The organism is Pelagibius litoralis (assembly GCF_011683915.1).
GTDB lineage: Bacteria > Pseudomonadota > Alphaproteobacteria > Kiloniellales > Kiloniellaceae > Pelagibius > Pelagibius litoralis.
The window spans coordinates 184,882-203,044 of sequence record NZ_JAAQPH010000003.1 but is presented as its reverse complement, the minus strand read 5'-3'; the positions used below and the strand labels follow the sequence as shown (position 1 = coordinate 203,044).

The window sequence follows — 18,163 nt, the reverse complement described above, 5'->3', positions numbered from 1 at the left end:
CTGCCTCGAAGAGGGGCCGCGTTTCACCCAAGGCAACCACATCTTCCATCATCCCGGACTTGATCCGGGGTGACGCGTAGAGAGGTGACGGACGCCGTGCGACGAACAACAAATCAGTTGCTGCGCAGGACCTGTCCGCTGTCGGTCTCGGTGCGGGTGCCGTCGCGCAGGGCGAACTGGCCGTTCACCAGTACATGGGCGATGCCGCTGGCATAGCGCCGCGGCTCCGCCAGATCGAAGTGGCTGGCGATCGCCTGATCATCGAAAACCGTGATGTCGGCGAAGCTGCCCTTTGCCAGCCGGCCGCGGTCTTTCAGGCCCAGCCTGTCCGCCGGCAGGCCGGTGAGACGGCGCAACCCTTCTTCCAGTGACAGGACTTTCTCTTTGCGGACATAGTGCTGCAGGAAACGGGCGGCCCAGCCGTAACCGCTCAGCGAGCCGATGGAGTGTTTCAGGCAGCCGTAGGGCGCCAAGGCCAGGGTGTCGGAGATGACCGCGCAGTCGGTACCCGAAAGCGCCAGTTTGATGTCGTCGTCGGAAAAGGAATGCGAGGTCCACATCAGGTGGTTCATCGCCTCGCCCTCTTCCTCCAGAAGCAGGTCCAGCGCCGCATCGTAGGGGTCGCAGTTTCGCAGGCTGGCGATCTCCGCCAGGCTCCTGCCGACCAGGTCGTGGTTGGCTTCCGACTGCATCACAACGATCTCATCCCAAAGGCCGGCGCTGACCAGGCGCCACATCGGGCGCGGATTGCGTTTGATTTTCTCGCGGGTCTCGCGGTCCTTCAGCCGGCCGCGAACGGCCTCAAGCCCGCCTTCCTGCGCCCACTGCGGCAGGATGGCCAGGACGCGCGTATGCGACCAGTCGTGCGGAATGACGTCGCAGGCGACATCGACACCCTGGCGCCTGGCGCGCTCGATCATTTCCAGGCTGTGTTCCATCGCGTGATCGGGAGCGCCGTACTTGGGTTGGATGTGGGAGATCTGCAGCCGCGCGCCCGACACCCGCGCCGTTGCCATGGCTTCGCCGAAACCCAGGTCGTAGAAGATATCGCGGTTGCGCACATGGGTGGCATAGAGCAGGTCCTTGGCCGCCGCCTTCTCGCAGAGCCGGGCCAGTTGATCGGGCGTGGCCAGGCTGCCGGGCCAGTACTCGAGGCCCGAGGAGAAACCGTAGGCGCCCTCGTCGAGGCTCTGTTCCAGCAGCAGGGCCATGGCCTCGACCTCCTCGTCGCGGGCCGGCCGCAGGGCGTCGCCCAGCACCGCGCGGTGAATCGTACCATGGCCGACGAAGGCGGCCACGTTGACGCCCAGCGGTTTGCCGGCGAGGTGATCCAGGTATTCACCGAAACTCAGCCAGTCGGCCTCTACCGCGCCGGGCAGGAAGCCGGGAGACATCAGTTCGACGTCCCGGCGGCTGCGCGCGGGCGCGCAGGAAACGCCGCACTGGCCGACCACCTCTGTGGTGACGCCCTGGTGTACCTGGCTCTCGGCGCGGCCGTTGGCCGCCAGGGTGAAGTCGGAATGGGTATGCAGGTCGATGAAGCCGGGCGCAACCGCCAGGCCGGCGACGGAGATGCGTTGCGCGGCGGTGCTTCCCGAGAGATCGCCGATTTCGGCGATGCGCTCGCCGCGGATGCCGATGTCGGTTTCAACGCCGGCTTTGCCGTTGCCGTCGAAGACCAGGCCGCCTTCCAGAATCTTATCCAGCATCTCTAGGATTCTCTCATTGGTTCTTGCGCGCTCTTAGTAGGCTGCGACGCCGTAGACCGCATCGGGCAGCCAGAGGGTGGCCTCGGGAATGAAAATCATGAACAGCAGGCCCAGCACGTAGGCCAGGATGAACGGCAGGACCGCCACCGATATGCTTTCGATGCTGATCCCGGAGATCCGCGAGGCGACATTCAGGTTGCCGCCCAGCGGCGGGGTCAGGAAACCGATCTCGCAGGTCATCACGGTGAAGACCCCGAACAGCACCGGGTCGACCCCCAGGCTCTGAACCAGCGGCAGGAAGACCGCCGTGAAGAGAATGATCTGCGCCAGCGATTCCATGAAGGTGCCGATGATGATGTAGAAGATGCCGATGAACATCATGATCAGGATCGGACTGGAGGTGACGCTGGTGATCGCCGCTTCCACCGCCGTCGGCACGTCGTAGAAGGCCGAGAGCTGCCCGAAGGCAAGGGTGGGTGTCAGCAGGATCAGCAGGCCGGCCATCAGGGCGGTGAAGCGCAGGCTCTCCAGGATCTTTTTCGCGGTCAGTTCCTTGTAGACGAAGCGCCCGACGAAGAGGGCGTAGAACACGGCGACGGCGGCCGCTTCGGTCGGTGTGAAGGCGCCGCCGTAGATGCCGCCGAGGATCAGCACCGGCGCGCCGATGGCCCACTTGCCGGCCCAGAGCGCCTGCAGGAAGGGCGTCCAGGAAAAGGCGTCGCCCGAGCCGCCGTAACCCCTGCGCCGGGCGATGATGTAGGTGGTGATCATTAGGAAGATCGTCACCACGATGCCCGGAACGACGCCGGCGAGGAACAGGCGGGGGATCGAGGTTTCCGAGACCAGGCCGTAGATGATCATCAGGTTGCTGGGCGGGATCACGCTGCCCAGCGCCCCGGCGGAAGCGGCGATGGCAGCGGCAAAGGGCGTCGCGTAGCCGTCGCGCCGCATCGCCGGAATGGTGACCGAACCGATGGCCGCCGTGGTGGCCGGGCCGGAACCGGACAGCGCGGCGAACAGCATGCAGGCAAAGACCGTGACCAGGCCGAGGCTGCCGCGATAGGCGCCGACCAGGTTGGTGGCGATGGAAATCAGGCGCGTGGCCATGCCGCCGACCTCCATCAGGCGCCCGGCCAGCACGAACAGCGGAATGGTGAGCAGCGGAAAGGGCGTCAGGCTGGTGTAGCCGGTCTGCGCCATCAGGGTATAGGGGATGTCGATCAGGAACAGCGCCAGGATGGTGCTGACCCCGACGGCGGCGAACAGCGGCACGCCGATCACGGTGAGCACCGTGAAGACCAGGGCGATGATCAGCAGTTCGTTCATCGCCCGGGGCCCCCGGCGTTCAGCCCCTCTGGCGGTTTGTGATCATGCTCCGGTCGCATGCCCGGTACGCCGCGGCGTCCGCCGCGCCACCAGCCGATATAGAGCTGGATCAGCCGGACGATCATCAGCGTGTAGCCGATGAAGACGATGGACTGCGGATAGAACTCGTTGATGCCCAGGCGCGGTGTGGTCGAGGTATAGGTCCAGAGCACGCCGAGGTATTCGATGCTGATGTTCACCATGAAGAGCGAAAAGCCGAGCCAGATGGCATCGGCCAGAACCACGACCGCCGTCGCCGCCTTCACCGGCAACAGCATCACGCCGGCCATGATGCGGATGTGGAAGCGTTCGCGCACACACAGCACCGCGCCCATATAGACCGCCCAGACCATGGCGATGGCGGCAACTTCCTCCGACCACTGCAGGGCCGAGTTGAAACCGTAGCGCATGATGACCTGCAGGAAGACGCAGGACGCCATGACCGCGAGGCCGAGGCAGGAAAGCGCCTCTTCGAAATGCCGCTCGATGAGATGCAGGCCGCGTTTAATCACGCAGGTGCCTCCGCTCAGTCGCCCGTCAGTCGGGGATGAAACCGTTGTTCTGGAAAAGACGGGCGGGAGCGCCGAAGCGGCAATCCCGCCCGAGTTTCATCGACAGGGATACTATTGGGCCGCCGCCTGGATCTCGTCGACCAGGGCCTTGAACTCGTCACCCCGGTCGGCGGCGAACTGCTGCTGCACCTTCTGCGCCGCGGCGATGAAAGGCGCGCGGTCGGGCCGCGTGACCGTCATGCCGCCTTCGTTCGAGAGCCAGCTGCGGATCGACTCGATCTCTTCCAGCTTCACCTTGGTGTGGAACTCGCCGGCTTCCTTGGCGGCGCGCAGGACGGCGGCCTTCTGGTCGGCGTCGAGCTTTTCCATCAGGCGGTTGGAGGCGAAGATCGGTGCGAAGCCGGCGAAGTGATCCAGGATGATCAGGTGCTTGGCGAACTCGAAGAACTTCATCTCGCGGATCACCGAGGTGCCGTTGTCGCCACCGTCGATGGTGCCGGTCTGCAATGCCGTTGGGGTTTCCGACCAGGCCAGCGGCACCGGCTCGGCGCCGAAGGCCTCGAAGGTCGCCAGCATCACCTCGTTCTTGGGCACCCGCAGCTTCAGGCCGGCGAGATCCTCGATGGTGTTCACCGGGCGGCGGGAGTTGAACATGTCGCGATAGCCGGGCCCGCCGAAGGTCAGCAGGTGAACGCTGGTGTCGGCCTGCAGCTTGTCGCGGATCTTCTGGCCGACCGGGCCGCCGGCCACGGTCAGCAGGTGGTCGGTATTCTGGAAGATGTAGGGCAGAACGAAGACGTCCATCAGCGGCCAGTGCGGCGAGACGTTGTTCTGGGAAATGAAATAGGCGTCTACGGTGCCGAGCTGGAGGGCCTTGAAGGCATCGTCCTCGGTGCCGATCTGCGCGCAGCAGCGCAGTTTCACGTCGACGGAACCGTTGGAGTAGCTTTCGGTCAGTTCCTCGAATTTCTTGGCCAGGATACCGTAGTCGGAATCCAAAGGCGTCGCCCAACCCAGGTTCAGCGTGACCTTTTCAGCGGCCCGGGCCTTGTCGGCGGGCGCCAGAGCCAATACGGCAGCGGCCAGAGCGCCAAGCGTCGCGGCGCGCGTTAATCCCCTGATCATGATGATGCTCCCCGTTCTTTTTCAGGTTTATGACGAAAACCATAGCGGGGCTATGTTGCTGCGTATAATAGTAATCAGGCCTCTATTGATACCGGAATTGCATCATGCACATCGGGATGCGCCATATCCGCTACTTCGTCGCGGTTGCCGAGGAGCTGCATTTCCGGCGCGCGGCGGAGCGCCTGAACATCAGCCAGCCGGCCCTCAGCCGGGCGATCCGCCATATCGAGACCGAGGTCGGCGTGCAGTTGTTTGAGCGCAGCAACCGCCATGTCGCCCTGACCTATGCCGGGGCCAACTTCCTGCGCGGCTGTTCCACGGCTTTGACGTATATGGACGGCGCCATCGATCAGGCGCAGAAGGCGACGACGGGGGAGAAGGGCCACCTGGTGATCGGCTACACCGACATCGCCATCGCCGGGCGCCTGCCGCAGATCCTGAAGTCGTTCCGCCAGCGCTATCCGGAGGTGACGCTGGAGCCGCGCCACGACTATACCGAGGCCCAGTTGAAGGACCTGGAAGCCGGCGCGCTCGATTTCGGCTTCGTCACCGGGCCGATGCTGCAGCCGGGGCTCGACAGCCTGGCGGTGCAGCATGATGGCTTTATCGTGATCCTCTATGCGAGCCACCCCCTGGTGAAGGAGCGGGAGATCGCGCTGGACGCCCTGGCCGGCGAGCCCTTCGTCCTCGGCACCACCTCCAACTGGACCTACTACCACGACCACCTCTACCGCCTTTGCCGGGACGCCGGTTTTCAGCCCGACGTGGTGCAGACGGCGTCCAACAGCGAGGGGATTTTCGGCCTGATCGCCTGTGAGATGGGCATCTCGATCCAGGCCAAAGCCATCGAGAATTGCCTGCGCCGGGGCCTGGAAACCCGGCCCCTCAAAGACTGCGCCGTCACGGTGCCGACCCTGGCGGCCTGGAACCGCGAGACCCTGACCCCGGTGAAGCAACGCTTCATCGACCACCTGGCCGAACAGGCGGAAGACCTCGTCGGCTAAGGAACGGTTTTATCCAACAAGATACTTTTTTGGTCATCCCGGACTTGATCCGGGATCCATCGTTCCGTTTGCGTGGTCTTTGCCGGTCAGCACCGTGACGGTCGCCGGCATGGACCCAGGATCAAGTCCGGGGTGACGACCGGGGATAGTGGTCGCAACGGGGCCTTCTGAAAGCGTTCTAGCCGTTGTCGGCCAGGATCTTTCCTGCGAGATAGAGGGAGCCGCAGATCAGGATGCGGCCAGGTGCTTGCGCCGCGGCGACGATGGCGCTGAGCGCCTCGGTGACGGAGGTTGCCGGGACGGCTTCAAAACCCGCCGTCGCCGCATGCTGTGCCGCTGCCTCGGCGCTCAGGCTGGCCGCTTCGCCGGGGATCGTCACGGCCTGCAGGTTCGCGGCCAGGGGCGCCAGGGGCCGCAGGAAGCCTTCTGCGCCCTTGGTGTTCAACATGCCGTAGACCAGATGCAGGGGCCGGTCGCGCCAGCCCGCCAGCGCTTCTGCCAGGGCCGCCCCGGCAGCCGGGTTGTGGCCGCCGTCTAGCCAGACTTCCCAGCCCGGCGGCAGCATCGTCGCCAGCGGCCCCTCGGTCAGGCGTTGCAGGCGGCCGGGCCAGCTTGCCCCGGCGATCCCGGCGGCAAGGGCCCGGCCGTCCAGGCCGAAGCCGGGGAGCTGGCTGGCGCAGGCAACGGCCAGGGCGGCGTTGGCGATCTGATGCGGCCCGCGCAGGGACGGCGCCGGAAGGTGGCGAACGCCGTTCGCATCCTCAAAACGAAAGCCATCTTTGGTTGCTGCAAAGGTCCAGTCGCGGCCATGAATGTGCAGGGCTGCGCCGACCGCGGCCGCCCTTTCTTCGATGACCGCCAGGGCCTCGGCTTCCTGCGGGGCGACGACGCAGGTGACGCCGGGCTTCAGGATGCCGGCCTTTTCGCCGGCGATGGCGGCCAGGGTGTCGCCGAGAAACTGCTGGTGGTCGAGGGCGATGGGGGTGATCGCCGTAAGGGCCGGGCGGTCGATCATATTGGTGGCGTCCAGCCGCCCGCCGAGCCCGGTTTCCAGCAACAGGATATCGGCACCCTCTTCGTTGGCGGCATCTTCGGCGAAGGCCAGGAAGGCGGCGGCGGTGGTGACCTCGAAGAAGGTGATGGGTTCCGGTCCGTTGGCGGCCTCGCAGCGCTCCAGCAGGGCGATCAGCGCCGCCTCGTCGATGAGGCCGGACGCCAGCCGGATGCGCTCGTGGAAGCGCACCAGATGGGGTGATGTGTAGGCCTGCACGCGCTGGCCGCCGGCCTCCAGCATGGCCCGCAGGAAGGCCAGCAGCGATCCTTTGCCGTTGGTGCCGGCAACGTGGACCACCGGGGCCAACCGTTGTTCCGGATGGTCCAGACGTTCCAGCAGCCGCTCGATTCGACCGAGCGAGAGGTCGATGACCTTCGGGTGCAGCCGGGTCAGGCGTTCCAGGACCCTGTCGCTGGTTGTCATGTCACAGGTGATATCGGCGGGTCTTCGTACAGCGCAGCGTGCCGTCAGCTACGGGCGTCGCTGCCCTCTTCCGACGGCAGGGGCGGAATTTCGGGCGTGACCTCTTCCGCCGCCTCCGCACCCCCGCCGCGCGGCAGGACCACCACCTCGGCGCTTGGCGTCTTGTCGCGCAGCAACTTTATGATCCGTGTCAGGGTGTCGCGCAGTTCGGCGCGCGGCACCACCATATCCACCATGCCATGTTCCAGCAGGTACTCGGCGCGCTGGAAACCCTCGGGCAGGGATTCGCGGATGGTTTCCTCGATCACCCGCTGTCCGGCGAAGCCGACGATGGCGCCGGGTTCGGCCATGGCCACATCGCCCAGCATGGCGAATGAGGCGGAGACGCCGCCGGTGGTCGGGTCGGTCAGGATGACTAGGTAAGGCAGGCCCGCTTCCTTGACGATCTCAACCGCGGCGACCGAGCGCGGCATCTGCATGAGGGAGAGAATGCCCTCCTGCATGCGCGCGCCGCCGGAGGCGGGAACGACGATGAGGGTGGCTTCCTGCAGTACCGCCAGGCGCGCCGCCGCCAGCAGGCCTTCGCCCACGGCGATGCCCATGGAGCCGCCCATGAAGGCGAAGTTGAAGACCGCGATCACGCTGGGCTGGCCGCCGATATCACCGTGGGCGACGATGATGGCTTCGTCGCCGCCGTTCTTCGCCTGCGCCTCGCGCAGGCGGTCGGTATAGCGTTTGCGGTCGCGGAACTTCAGGGGATCCAGCGGCACGTCCGGCAGTTCGATGGTCTTGAAGGCCCCCTCGTCGAACAGCATTTCCAGGCGCCGGCGCGCCGGAATGCGCATGTGATAACCGCAGTGCGGGCAGACCCTGAGGTTCGATTCCAGCTCGCGATGAAAGATCATCTGGCTGCAGCTGCTGCACTTTTCCCAGAGGTTATCGGGCACGTCCGGCTTGGTGACCAGGGCGCGGATCTTGGGCCTGACGTAGTTGGTGATCCAGTTCACAAACGAACCCTCCAGACTGATGCGGCGTTAAGCCGCCCGGTTGCTGCGCACGCCGTTGGACAGCGATTCGACGAAAGCCAGGACCTTGGCGACCAGTCCCGGCTTGGCTTTGCCGTGGTCGTCCAGCTCCGCCTTGATGGCATCGACGATGGCGGAGCCGACAACGGCGGCGTCGCCGGCCTGGGATATCGCCGCTGCGGCTTCGGGCGTGCGGATGCCGAAGCCGACGGCGATCGGCAGATCGGTGTGGCGGCGCAGGCGCGCCACCGCCTCGCGGACATGATCCACCGGCACGGTCTTGGTGCCGGTGATGCCCATGATGGAGACATAGTAGACGAAGCCGCTGGTGTTGTTCAGCACCGTGGGCAGGCGCTTGTCGTCGGTGGTCGGCGTTGCCAGGCGGATCCAGTGGATACCGGCCTTCAGCGCCGGCAGGCAAAGCTCTTCGTCTTCCTCCGGCGGCAGGTCGACCATGATCAGGCCGTCGACGCCGGCTTCCTTGGCATCGCTGACGAAGCGCTCCACGCCATAGATGTAGATCGGGTTGTAGTAGCCCATCAGGATGATCGGCGTCGCATCATCGCCGGCGCGAAAGGCGCGCACCATGTCCAGGGTTTTGGCCAGGGTCATACCGGCGTTCAGGGCGCGCAGGCTGGAGGCCTGGATCGTCGGGCCCTCGGCCATGGGGTCGGAGAACGGCATGCCCAGTTCGATCAGGTCGGCTCCGGCGCCGGGCAGGCCCTTCACCAGTTCCAGCGCCGTTTCAGGGTCGGGATCGCCAGCGGTGACGAAGGTGACCAGGGCGCCGCGGCCCTCGGCCTTCAGGTCGGCGAAGCGCCGCTCGATCCGGCTTGGCGCGCTCACAGTTTGACCCCCAGCGCCTCGGCGACGGTGAAGACGTCCTTGTCGCCGCGCCCGCACATGTTCATGACCAGCAGCGCGTCGCGGTCCATCTGCGGCGCCAGCTTGCAGACATGGGCCAGGGCATGGGCCGGCTCCAGCGCCGGGATGATGCCCTCGATGCGAGAGCAGAGTTGAAAGGCTTCCAACGCCTCGCTATCGGTGGCGGAGACGTATTCGGCGCGGCCGGTATCGTGCAGCCAGGAATGCTCCGGGCCGATGCCGGGGTAGTCCAGCCCGGCGGAGATCGAATGAGCATCGGTGATCTGGCCGTCGTCGTTCTGCAGCAGGTAGGTGCGGTTGCCATGCAGCACGCCGGGCCGCCCGCCGGTCAGCGAAGCGGCGTGTTCGCCGGTCGGGATGCCGTGGCCGGCGGCTTCGACACCGACGATGCGCACATCCTTGTCGTCCAGGAAGGGATGGAACAGCCCGATGGCGTTGGAACCGCCGCCGATGCAGGCGACCAGCGCGTCGGGCAGGCGCCCTTCGGCCTCCATGATCTGCTCGCGCACCTCTTGGCCGATGATCGACTGGAAGTCGCGCACCATGGCCGGATAGGGGTGCGGCCCCGCCGCCGTGCCGATGATGTAGAAGGTGTTCTCGACGTTGGCGACCCAGTCGCGCAGGCCGTCGTTCATGGCGTCCTTCAGGGTGCCGGTGCCGCTGGTCACCGGCCTGACCTCGGCGCCCAGCAGTTTCATGCGGAACACGTTGGGGGCCTGGCGCTCGATATCGGTGGCGCCCATGTAGATCACGCAGGGCAGGTCGAAAAGGGCGCAGAATGTGGCGGTGGCGACGCCGTGCTGCCCTGCCCCGGTCTCGGCGATGATGCGGGTCTTGCCCATGCGCCGCGCCAGCAGGATCTGGCCGAGCACGTTGTTGGCCTTGTGGGAGCCGGTGTGGTTCAGCTCGTCGCGCTTGAAATAGACCTTCGCGCCCTTATCGTCCGCGGCGTCCTTGCGCAGCTCCGCGGTCAGGCGCTCGGCGAAATAGAGCGGGCTCGGCCGGCCGACATAATGCTTGGCGTAGTAGTCGTATTCCGCCTGATAGCTCGGGTCCTGGCGGGCGGCGGTATAGGCGCGCTCGACGTCCAGGATCAGCGGCATCAGGGTTTCGGCGACGAAACGGCCGCCGAAAAGGCCGAAATGGCCGGTCTCGTCCGGACCGGCGCGGAAGGTGTTCAGCGTTCCCATGGGGGACGTCCTGTCCTTGTTCGCGGAGTTTATCGTTGATTAAGGGCGGACTTTGCCCGATTAGCGCCGCCGCTGCAATGCCCCGCGCCGGGCGCCGGGCAGGCATATTGTCGCCCGACAAAGCCGCCTAGAGCGCCTTAGCGGCGGCCAGGAAAGCCCTGATTTTCTCAGGGTTTTTCCGGCCCGGCGCGTCTTCGACGCCGGAGGAGATGTCGAGTGCCGGGGCACCGGTCACCGCCACCGCCTCGGCCAGGTTGTCCGCCGTCAGGCCGCCGGCCAGCATCCACGGCAAAGGCCAGGTTTTGCCGGCCAGAATCGACCAGTCGAAGCTGAGGGCATTACCGCCGGGCAGGGTGTTTTTCATCTCCGCCGGCGGCTTGGCGTCGAACAGCAGGCGATCGACCACGCCGAGGTAGGGCTCGACCGCCGCCAGATCGCTTTCCTGGTGCAGTTTCAGCACCTTCATCACCCTGACGCCGAAGCGCGCCTTGATTGCCGCCGCCCGTTCCGGCGTTTCGCTGCCATGCAGCTGCAGCAGGTCCAGCGGCACCTCTTTCAGGATGGCTGCGATGGTGGCGTCGTCGGCATCGACCAGCAGGCCGGTCTTCACGATGCCCTCCGGCACCAGGGCGGCCAGGGGCGCGGCCTGCTCCGGCGTCACCGAGCGTGGGCTGGGCGGATAGAACACCAGGCCGACGAAGGCAGCCCCGCCCGTCACCGCGGCGCTCATCGCCGCCGGTGTCGAGATCCCGCAGATTTTCACATCAACGCTCATGGTCGCGGATTAGGGCGGGCGAGGGCTGGCAAGTCAATGGGAGTTAGTCGAAGCGCTCCAGGATTTTCTTTTGGTTAAGGGACCAGCCGGTCAGGTTGCTGAAGGCATGGACGAAGGCGGCGGAGCCGACGGCGTAGAAGATGTAGATCAGGGTCTGTTCGGCGACCAGACCGAACCAGAACGGCCCTCCTCCGGCCTCGGGGGTTTCGAGTTGGGTCAGCACATCCGGAAACATCGTAGCCGTGACGACGCTTCCGATGACGGCGATACCCAGAAACGGGGCGGCGACGATCATGACAACCGCGAGCAGACGAAGGCCATTGTCTTTGGTGCTACGCCAGGACTCCCCAAGGCGGCCGGTTTCATCGATCGCAATCCACAAGAACGCGAAGCCGAGACGGACGTTCAGATAAAGGGCGAAGATGTAGAGCAGAATGACCGCAGCCATTTGAGCCAAAAGCATTCCATGGGCGGTTGATGCGGTGTCCTCTGTGCCGGTCGGCTGTTCCAAGGTGAGCATTGCGGGAATGAAGGCGAGGCCCAGCAGCCATGCATAGCCCAGGTAGGCAAGTAGTCTTGCACCCGGTCGGGGTAACAGGCGAGGCCGGGTTTCGGCTGACTGCAGCATCAGGTGCCGATACCAGGCCAGCTCGAAGAGCGCGACGATCAGGATATCCAGTGCGCTGTGCAAGATCGTGAAGCCCTGCCCTTCCGGCGCATCGGCAAATGTGGCTGCGAGAAGCAGCGAAAGCGCAAAGGGCAGTGCCGCTGCCGTCAGAAAGGCCCTGAGATTGCGATAGGTTTCGCTGTATCCGGCCTTCGCGGTTTGCCAGATCGGCAGTTTGGTCGGGGGCGATAACTCGGTCGTCGACATGGTTACTCAAAGCGCTCGATGATGCGCCGGTCGGGGGCCGGGACCCAGCCGGTACAGCTGCGAAAGGCGATGGCGAGCAGGGCCAGGAAGGCGCCTTGATGCAGGAAGATCGAGAAGTGATAGAAGCAGAAGACGACGAGTTGCCAGAGCGGTTCGTCGGACCAGGCCGGACTGTAGTACCAGACCAGCCAGGGCCCCAGCACGGCGATGGCTGCGATGAGGAACAGCCGCCCGCCCTGGCTTTGGGTGTGGCGCCAGGCATCGGCGAAGCCGTAGGTCTCGTCCACCGCGATGGCCGGCAGCACGAAAGACAGCCTCAGCTGGATGTAGAACAGCGGCAGGTAGGCCATCCAGTAGATCAGGTCCGCGAAGGGGTTCTCTCCCGCCGCGGTGTCGTCGGCGAAGTCCGTGTTCTGTCCCTCGGCGCCGTTCGCGCCGCTGCCGGTCTCCAAAGCGTACTGCAGAAAGACCAGCGGCAGGGTGATGAGTGACAGCAACAGGCTGTATTTGAAAAAGCGGCGATGCCGTTCGTCGAAGTCGGAGAAAACCGCGAAAGGCGTCTTGTTGTCCCCCAGCAGCAGAAGGCGCAGCCAGGAGACCCCCAGCAGGGTCATCGGCAGGGCCAGGAAGAGGTACCAGAGAACATAGGCAAACAGGGGATGCAGCTGGCCGCCCGCCAGGAACAGGAAGAAGATCGAAATCACCGTCGGCAGGCCGAGGCGGACCGCCAGGCCCGAAGCCCGGCGATAAAGCGTGGCGTAGAGTTCAACGATGGTTGCCGAGACCGGCAGGGCGCCAACAGCCTCTTGCGGGGGTTCGTTACTGATCATTCAAAACGTTCCAGCACCTCCTGGCGCGGGCCGCCCCAGCCGCTCAACTGGGCGTAGGCCTTGGCGAAGGCTGCGACGATCAGCCCGAAGGTGACGTACTGAACCACGACCGAAAAAATCGTCGCCGGCGCGGCGATAAGGGCGAGGGTCACCAAATCCAGCCCGCCGTCAGCGGTGATCAACGACAGGCCCGGCTGGTCCAGGTTGGTGAACACAAGGCCACCCAGGAACGCACCGCCGATCATCACCGACACGATAACAGGAATAACGATCAGGATCATCGCGATGTAGAGCTTAAAGCCGCTGCCGCGGGTCAGGCGCCAGGAACCGAGCAGGCCCAGTTTCTGGTCCAGCGTCACGGCGGGGAACACCAGGGCCAGCCGGGCGGAGAAATATAGCAGGATCAGATAGAGCAGGAAGCTTGCGGGCAAAAGCCAGAGGACCTGTGTTGCGCCACTTTCCAGTTCCATACCGGGTGCGAAACCGCCGGTCAGGAATGCCGTTCCGACGGCGGCGATCACCAGACCCATGATCGGCAGCATGATCAGCAGCATATGGGCCAGGATATAGCCGAAATAGACTCCGGTCCGCCGGCCGAACAGCGGTTTCGGGATGGCGCCGCTCCTGGGCCCGACCAGCACGATGCGGCCCCAGGCAATCCCGAAGATCACCAGGGGAAGCAGACTGAGAAGCTGCACACCGATGTCCAGGACGACATGGGTGTCTGCAACGAACACGCCGAGTACGCCAATCACGAGGCTGAGGAAAAAAGGCAGGGCCGCTGCTTTGCAGAGCGGCCAGAACTGGCCGAAAACGGCGCGGTAGGCACTGCTTACGGTCGCCGCGATGCCCAAACCGGGCAAGGCAACCGCTGTTTCCTGATCGGACACCTTTGTCTTCCCCCGAAGATGCGCTTCTCCAACCAGAACGATAACAGGGGCACTCTCGTTCGACCAAGAGAAAGGAAACGGCGGCCGGTGCCGCTTCGACGTAAGTTGAAAAGACTCTAGTCGTCGTCTTCGCGCGGGGGCACGGCCATGGGAACGCTGCCCTGGGGCGGCACCCAGCCGGTGCAGGTGCGAAAAGCGATGCAGAGCAGCGAGAACAGCACCGCGAAGGAGAGGAAATTCGCTGCGGCCGAGATCAGGTTGAAGATGATCACGGCGATGGCGGAGGGGGCCTCTGCCGGGCTGCTGCCCGGCGCGGGCTCCGGCGGGAAGCTCTCGCCCGGTGCCGGCAGTTGCGGCATGAGCTCCGCGATGGAGATGCCGAAAAGGGTTTGGATCAGGAAGACGGTCAACATCAGCTGCGCCACGGCGATGGGCAGGCCGGCGGCAAAGAGGGCGGCGGTGATCCGAAAGCCCTGCCCCGCCGTGTGCTTCCACGACAGGCCGAGGCCATAGCCCTCCTCCGCCGCCACGGCGGGGAAGACGAAACCCAGCCGGGCCAGGACATAGAGAATGCCCAGGAAGACCAGCAGGAAAACCAGCGCGATCCCCGGTCCGACCTGATCCGGCGCGCGCACCAGACCCAGGATCGCGGCAAGAAAGGAACCGATGACGGTGAGCGGCAGCATCATCACGATCATAATCACGAAGATCATCAGGCCGTTGCCGAAGAAGCGCCAATGCACGTCGCCCCAGCCCAGGCTGCGCGTCGGCAGTCCCTGCGGGCCCAGCAGCATGACGCGACACCAGTTGACCCCGAAGTGGCTGGTGGCGGCGAGGCTGACGAGGATCATGAAGAAATTGACGAGACCGCTGTTCGGCAGGGCCAGGGAAATCAGGGAGGCCGCCAACAGCATGACGAAGGCGCCCTTGGCCGCCTGGGCGACCAGGCCGATCTGACCGAAGACCGAGGCGAAGCTGGCGACCACCGTGGCGGCAACCGGCAGGTCGGCCACGGCGCCGGTGGGCGGGCCCGAGGGAGAGGGGTGTTGAGACGTCATTGCTTAGTCTATCAGTGCCCCGCTCAGATCGCCGGCGATGCGCTGGGCGGCGGCCAGAGGGTCGTCCGCCGCGATAATCGGACGGCTGATGACCAGGTGGTCGGCGCCGGCGGCAACCGCTTCTTCCGGGGTCATCACCCGCTTCTGGTCGTCGCTTGTCGACCAGGACGGACGGATGCCCGGCACCACCAGCAGAAAATCGGGTCCGCAGGCCCGGCGCAGGGCCTCGATCTCCCGGGGCGAGCAGACCACGCCGTCCAGGCCGCTGTCCTGGGTCAGGCGGGCGAGACGCAGAACCTGTTCCCCGGCCGGGCCGCGCTGGCCGACTTCTTCCAGGTCCCGGGCGTCCAGGCTGGTCAGCACCGTGACGCCGATGACCTTGGGCCGTTCAGTCCCCAGATCCTCGGCGGCTTCCCGCGCGGCCTGGGCGGCGGCCTGCATCATGGCGCGCCCGCCGGAGGCATGGACGTTCAGGATGGCCGGGCGCAGGTGGACGGCGGCACGTACGGCGCCGGCCACGGTGTTGGGGATGTCGTGGAACTTGAGGTCCAGGAACAAGGGCGCACCGCCGGCCACCAGACGTACGCCGTCGGGCCCCTGGGCGGTGAACAGCTCCTTGCCGATCTTTATGCCGCCGACGGCGCCGGCGAGCGATTTCGCGAGCGCCGCGGCGCGTTCGATATCGGGGGTATCCAGGCCGACGAAGATGCGATCCTGCGGTGCGATGGTCTTGCGTGTCGTTTTCGTTGTCATGTTCGTTGTCATGGGGCTCTAACTAGCAGAGCCGGGGCGGCGCTACCAGAGGCAGGCGGGGATGATCGCGAACTTTGGCATCAGACCTCCGAAAGACCTTCCCGGCGGCCCTCGGCCCAGTCGCGAAAGTCCTCGTAGGGACGCTCCCCGATGGCCGTTTTGGCCAGTTCCTCGCCCATCAGGGCGCCGAATTTGAACATATGGCCGCTGCAGCCGCCGATCACCGTCACACCGCCGTTGCGCTCCGTCACGAAGCGATCATCGGGCGATACCGCATAGGGGCAGACCTGGCCCCGCAGAATCCTGTAGTCGTCGAAGTCTTTCAGCAGGGGCCGGAAGGCGGCGGCGACCTCGGCGGCCTCCGTCTCGCCCAGCGGGTCGAGACGGTCGGGGTCGCCGGGCCGGCGGTGCTTCCCGGCGCCGAACTTCAGTTCGGTACCGGCAACCGGCGGGGCGGCATAGATGTCGACCTCGTTCAGCAGGTGCACCATGGCCGGGGCGGCGGCCCAGGCCTCAGCCTGGCTCTCCGGCGGCTCCAGGTAGGCGACCACCTGGCGATGCGCCACCGCGCGGCGCGCCAGTTCGGGAAACAGCTTGGCGGTCCAGGCACCGGCGGTGACCACGATGGCCTCCGCCGACTCGCGATTGCCGTTTTCCAGGGTGACGCAGCCGGCGCCGGGATCGACGCTGACAATCCGGTGTTCCGCCCGCAGGCTGACCCCGCGATGCTGCAGATAGCGGACCAGCGCCTCGACGATGCGCGAGGCGAAGAGCAGGCCGCCGCGTTGGTTGAGCAGGCCCCAGGCCTGCGCCGGCACGGTCATGAAGGGGCAGCGCGCTTCAATTTCCTTGGCGTCCAGGGTTTCGTAGCCGAGCCCAAGCCGGTCCAAAGTGAGGCGCGAGAGGTCGGCCCAGTCGTTCGCGGCGGTGGAGACAGCCAGGCTGCCGATCTCGGCATAGTGGGATTCGCCCAGGTCGTCCCACAGCCGGCTCCAGGCCTTGAAGGCGTCGACCACCATGGCGCAGTAGCCCAGTTGGTCGGCATAGGGCAGGCGGATCAGGCGATGCTGGTCGTAGGAGGCGCCGGCCGTCTGCGGCAGGGGGCCCTGTTCGAGAAGGACCGGGTCGTGGCCCTGGCGGACCAGTGCCCAGGCGGTCGAAAGGCCCACTATTCCGCCGCCGACGATCAGGACTTTCATGACGGCTCCTCTTTACCGGCGTTCATAGACCAGTTGGGCGGCCGCCAGGTCTTCGATCGCCGTGCCCACTGACTTGAACAGGGTGATCTGGTCATAGTAGCGCCGTCCGCTGCGCTCCCCCCGGGTCAGTTCGAACAGATCGCCGGCGATATCCTCTTCGCTCAGGACGCCGGCCTCTATCGCCTGCAGGATGTCGCCGGCCTCGCTCATCCCGCCGGCGCGGGTGTCGACGAAGACGCGGGCCCGTTCCACTGCCCGGTCGTCGCTTTCGCGCATGTCCGGCCGGAAGGCCCCGACCAGATCGACGTGTTGGCCGGGCTGCAGCCAGTCGCCGCAAACCAGTGGCTGGTGGCTGAGGGTCGCACAGGAAATCACATGGGCGCCGCCGACGGCGGCTTCAAGGTCGTTGGTCGCTTCGACCCGAAAGTCGCGGCGGTTCAGGCGTTTGGCCAGCTTGTCGGCTTTGTCGAAGTCACGCCCCCAGATCAAAACGTTGCAGATCGGCCGCACCGCCGCATGGGCCATGATCAGTTGCGGCGACATGGCGCCGGTGCCGATCATCAGCAGCCGCTCGCTGTCCGGCCGCGACAGGTAGCTGGATGCCAGGGCCGAGGCTGCCGCGGTGCGCCTGACCGTCAGGGTCGGGCCGTCGATAAGTGCCAGGGGCGAGCCGGTCTTGCCGTCCAGCAGAACGTAGATGCCCATCACCGCCGGCAGGCTTTTTTCGCCGTTGTCGGGAAAGATGGTCACCATCTTGATCCCGATGTGACGATCGACCTGCCAGGCCGGCATCAGCAACAGGGTCGCGGTGCTCGCGCCGCCGGTTTCAACGTCGTGGTGGTGGCGCACCGGCACTTCGAAGTCCCGGCGAAAGGCCTGGCGCAGCCGTTCGATCAGGCTGGCATAGTCAAGCGCGGTCTCTACCTCCGCCGCGGAGATGATCCGCATCACCGTCCGCCGGAAGCGGCAGGCAGCCTTGGGGTCTGATCGGCCGATGTCGGGGCGCTCAGAGCCGGTGGTGGGTTGTGGCCCGCGGTGGTGTGGGGCCTTGCGGTGGCATGGCTGCGTTTGAGGCTTTCCAGCTCCCGCTCCAGAACCGCGGCGCGCTGTTCGGCATGGCGGGCCCGCGCCCGTGCCATACCAAAGCGCAGCCACATCAGGAATGCGCCGACGAGGAAACCAAACAAAAGGCTGAGGAGGACCACCAGGGAGAAGGGCAGCGACTGCTTGAGTTCGAACGGCCAGAAGTCAATCACCACAGGCGCGCGGTTGGCGACCGTAAAGATGATGAAAACCGCCGTCAGCGGCAATGTCAGGATCCAGAAAATGTACCGCACGTCAGCGCCACTCAGCAGGTTAGAACTGAAGTCGAATCAGATTAGACCAAGCGGCGCCGCTTCGCGAGGCTTGTTGTGACAGCCGTCCCGTCACCGGGAGCGGCACGGCCGGCGGCTGAGCTTGGCCTGGAGCAGATCCCGGTCGGATGGAATCG

The 18,163-nt window shown here is 65.6% G+C and carries 18 protein-coding genes; 1 reads left to right on the top strand and 17 read right to left on the bottom strand.

Features of this window, described 5'->3' with window-relative positions; all coding sequences use genetic code 11:
• Nucleotides 1-113: 113 nt before the first annotated feature.
• The 4 genes from HBA54_RS05280 to HBA54_RS05265 form a co-directional block, all read right to left on the bottom strand.
• Nucleotides 114-1,709 (bottom strand): N-acyl-D-amino-acid deacylase family protein, encoded by a 1,596-nt coding sequence (locus HBA54_RS05280; protein ID WP_167222109.1) that lies wholly within the window; start codon nucleotides 1,707-1,709, stop codon nucleotides 114-116.
• A gap of 33 nt (nucleotides 1,710-1,742) precedes the next feature.
• A complete protein-coding gene (locus tag HBA54_RS05275; protein ID WP_167222107.1) occupies nucleotides 1,743-3,035 on the bottom strand; it encodes a TRAP transporter large permease in 1,293 nt (430 codons plus the stop codon).
• A complete protein-coding gene (locus tag HBA54_RS05270) occupies nucleotides 3,032-3,586 on the bottom strand; it encodes a TRAP transporter small permease (protein ID WP_205944426.1) in 555 nt (184 codons plus the stop codon). The genes HBA54_RS05275 and HBA54_RS05270 overlap by 4 nt, the downstream gene beginning before the upstream one ends.
• 111 nt (nucleotides 3,587-3,697) lie before the next feature.
• Nucleotides 3,698-4,711 carry a TRAP transporter substrate-binding protein gene (locus HBA54_RS05265; RefSeq protein ID WP_167222105.1) on the bottom strand — a complete coding sequence of 338 codons (1,014 nt, stop codon included), beginning with the start codon at nucleotides 4,709-4,711 and terminating at the stop codon, nucleotides 3,698-3,700.
• Between the two features lie 104 nt (nucleotides 4,712-4,815).
• Between HBA54_RS05265 and HBA54_RS05260 the strand changes: the two genes are divergently transcribed.
• Nucleotides 4,816-5,715 carry a LysR family transcriptional regulator gene (locus HBA54_RS05260; RefSeq protein ID WP_167222103.1) on the top strand — a complete coding sequence of 300 codons (900 nt, stop codon included), beginning with the start codon at nucleotides 4,816-4,818 and terminating at the stop codon, nucleotides 5,713-5,715.
• Nucleotides 5,716-5,893: 178 nt separating this feature from the next.
• Here HBA54_RS05260 and HBA54_RS05255 read toward each other — a convergent pair whose 3' ends face one another.
• From HBA54_RS05255 to HBA54_RS05195, 13 genes are all read right to left on the bottom strand, one after another.
• On the bottom strand, nucleotides 5,894-7,192 hold the full coding sequence (locus HBA54_RS05255; RefSeq protein WP_205944425.1) for a bifunctional folylpolyglutamate synthase/dihydrofolate synthase: 1,299 nt from the start codon (nucleotides 7,190-7,192) through the stop codon (nucleotides 5,894-5,896).
• A 44-nt stretch (nucleotides 7,193-7,236) separates the two neighbouring features.
• Nucleotides 7,237-8,199 carry an acetyl-CoA carboxylase, carboxyltransferase subunit beta gene (gene accD, locus HBA54_RS05250; RefSeq protein ID WP_167222101.1) on the bottom strand — a complete coding sequence of 321 codons (963 nt, stop codon included), beginning with the start codon at nucleotides 8,197-8,199 and terminating at the stop codon, nucleotides 7,237-7,239.
• 27 nt (nucleotides 8,200-8,226) lie between these two features.
• Nucleotides 8,227-9,063, bottom strand: coding sequence for a tryptophan synthase subunit alpha (gene trpA / locus HBA54_RS05245; protein ID WP_322095978.1), 837 nt, complete (start codon nucleotides 9,061-9,063; stop codon nucleotides 8,227-8,229).
• The gene (trpB, locus tag HBA54_RS05240; RefSeq protein WP_167222099.1) at nucleotides 9,060-10,292 is read right to left on the bottom strand and encodes a tryptophan synthase subunit beta; all 1,233 of its coding nucleotides are present in this window, start codon (nucleotides 10,290-10,292) and stop codon (nucleotides 9,060-9,062) included. Before trpB ends, trpA begins: the two co-directional genes overlap by 4 nt.
• A 127-nt stretch (nucleotides 10,293-10,419) precedes the next feature.
• The gene (locus tag HBA54_RS05235) at nucleotides 10,420-11,067 is read right to left on the bottom strand and encodes a phosphoribosylanthranilate isomerase (protein ID WP_167222097.1); all 648 of its coding nucleotides are present in this window, start codon (nucleotides 11,065-11,067) and stop codon (nucleotides 10,420-10,422) included.
• 43 nt (nucleotides 11,068-11,110) lie between these two features.
• Nucleotides 11,111-11,941, bottom strand: coding sequence for a hypothetical protein (locus HBA54_RS05230; protein ID WP_167222095.1), 831 nt, complete (start codon nucleotides 11,939-11,941; stop codon nucleotides 11,111-11,113).
• A 2-nt stretch (nucleotides 11,942-11,943) separates the two neighbouring features.
• Nucleotides 11,944-12,771: a hypothetical protein gene (locus tag HBA54_RS05225; protein ID WP_167222093.1), complete on the bottom strand. Its 828-nt coding sequence runs from the start codon at nucleotides 12,769-12,771 to the stop codon at nucleotides 11,944-11,946.
• Nucleotides 12,768-13,661: a hypothetical protein gene (locus tag HBA54_RS05220; RefSeq protein ID WP_167222091.1), complete on the bottom strand. Its 894-nt coding sequence runs from the start codon at nucleotides 13,659-13,661 to the stop codon at nucleotides 12,768-12,770. Before HBA54_RS05220 ends, HBA54_RS05225 begins: the two co-directional genes overlap by 4 nt.
• A gap of 116 nt (nucleotides 13,662-13,777) precedes the next feature.
• Entirely contained in the window at nucleotides 13,778-14,719 is a 942-nt protein-coding gene (locus tag HBA54_RS05215) for a hypothetical protein (protein WP_167222089.1), read from the bottom strand.
• 3 nt (nucleotides 14,720-14,722) lie between these two features.
• Entirely contained in the window at nucleotides 14,723-15,472 is a 750-nt protein-coding gene (gene pyrF / locus HBA54_RS05210) for an orotidine-5'-phosphate decarboxylase (RefSeq protein ID WP_167222087.1), read from the bottom strand.
• A gap of 80 nt (nucleotides 15,473-15,552) precedes the next feature.
• On the bottom strand, nucleotides 15,553-16,671 hold the full coding sequence (locus HBA54_RS05205) for an NAD(P)/FAD-dependent oxidoreductase (protein WP_167222085.1): 1,119 nt from the start codon (nucleotides 16,669-16,671) through the stop codon (nucleotides 15,553-15,555).
• 12 nt (nucleotides 16,672-16,683) lie between these two features.
• A complete protein-coding gene (gene lhpI / locus HBA54_RS05200) occupies nucleotides 16,684-17,619 on the bottom strand; it encodes a bifunctional Delta(1)-pyrroline-2-carboxylate/Delta(1)-piperideine-2-carboxylate reductase (RefSeq protein ID WP_167222083.1) in 936 nt (311 codons plus the stop codon).
• On the bottom strand, nucleotides 17,619-18,008 hold the full coding sequence (locus HBA54_RS05195) for a lipopolysaccharide assembly protein LapA domain-containing protein (RefSeq protein WP_167222081.1): 390 nt from the start codon (nucleotides 18,006-18,008) through the stop codon (nucleotides 17,619-17,621). The genes lhpI and HBA54_RS05195 overlap by 1 nt, the downstream gene beginning before the upstream one ends.
• Between the last annotated feature and the right edge of the window lie 155 nt (nucleotides 18,009-18,163).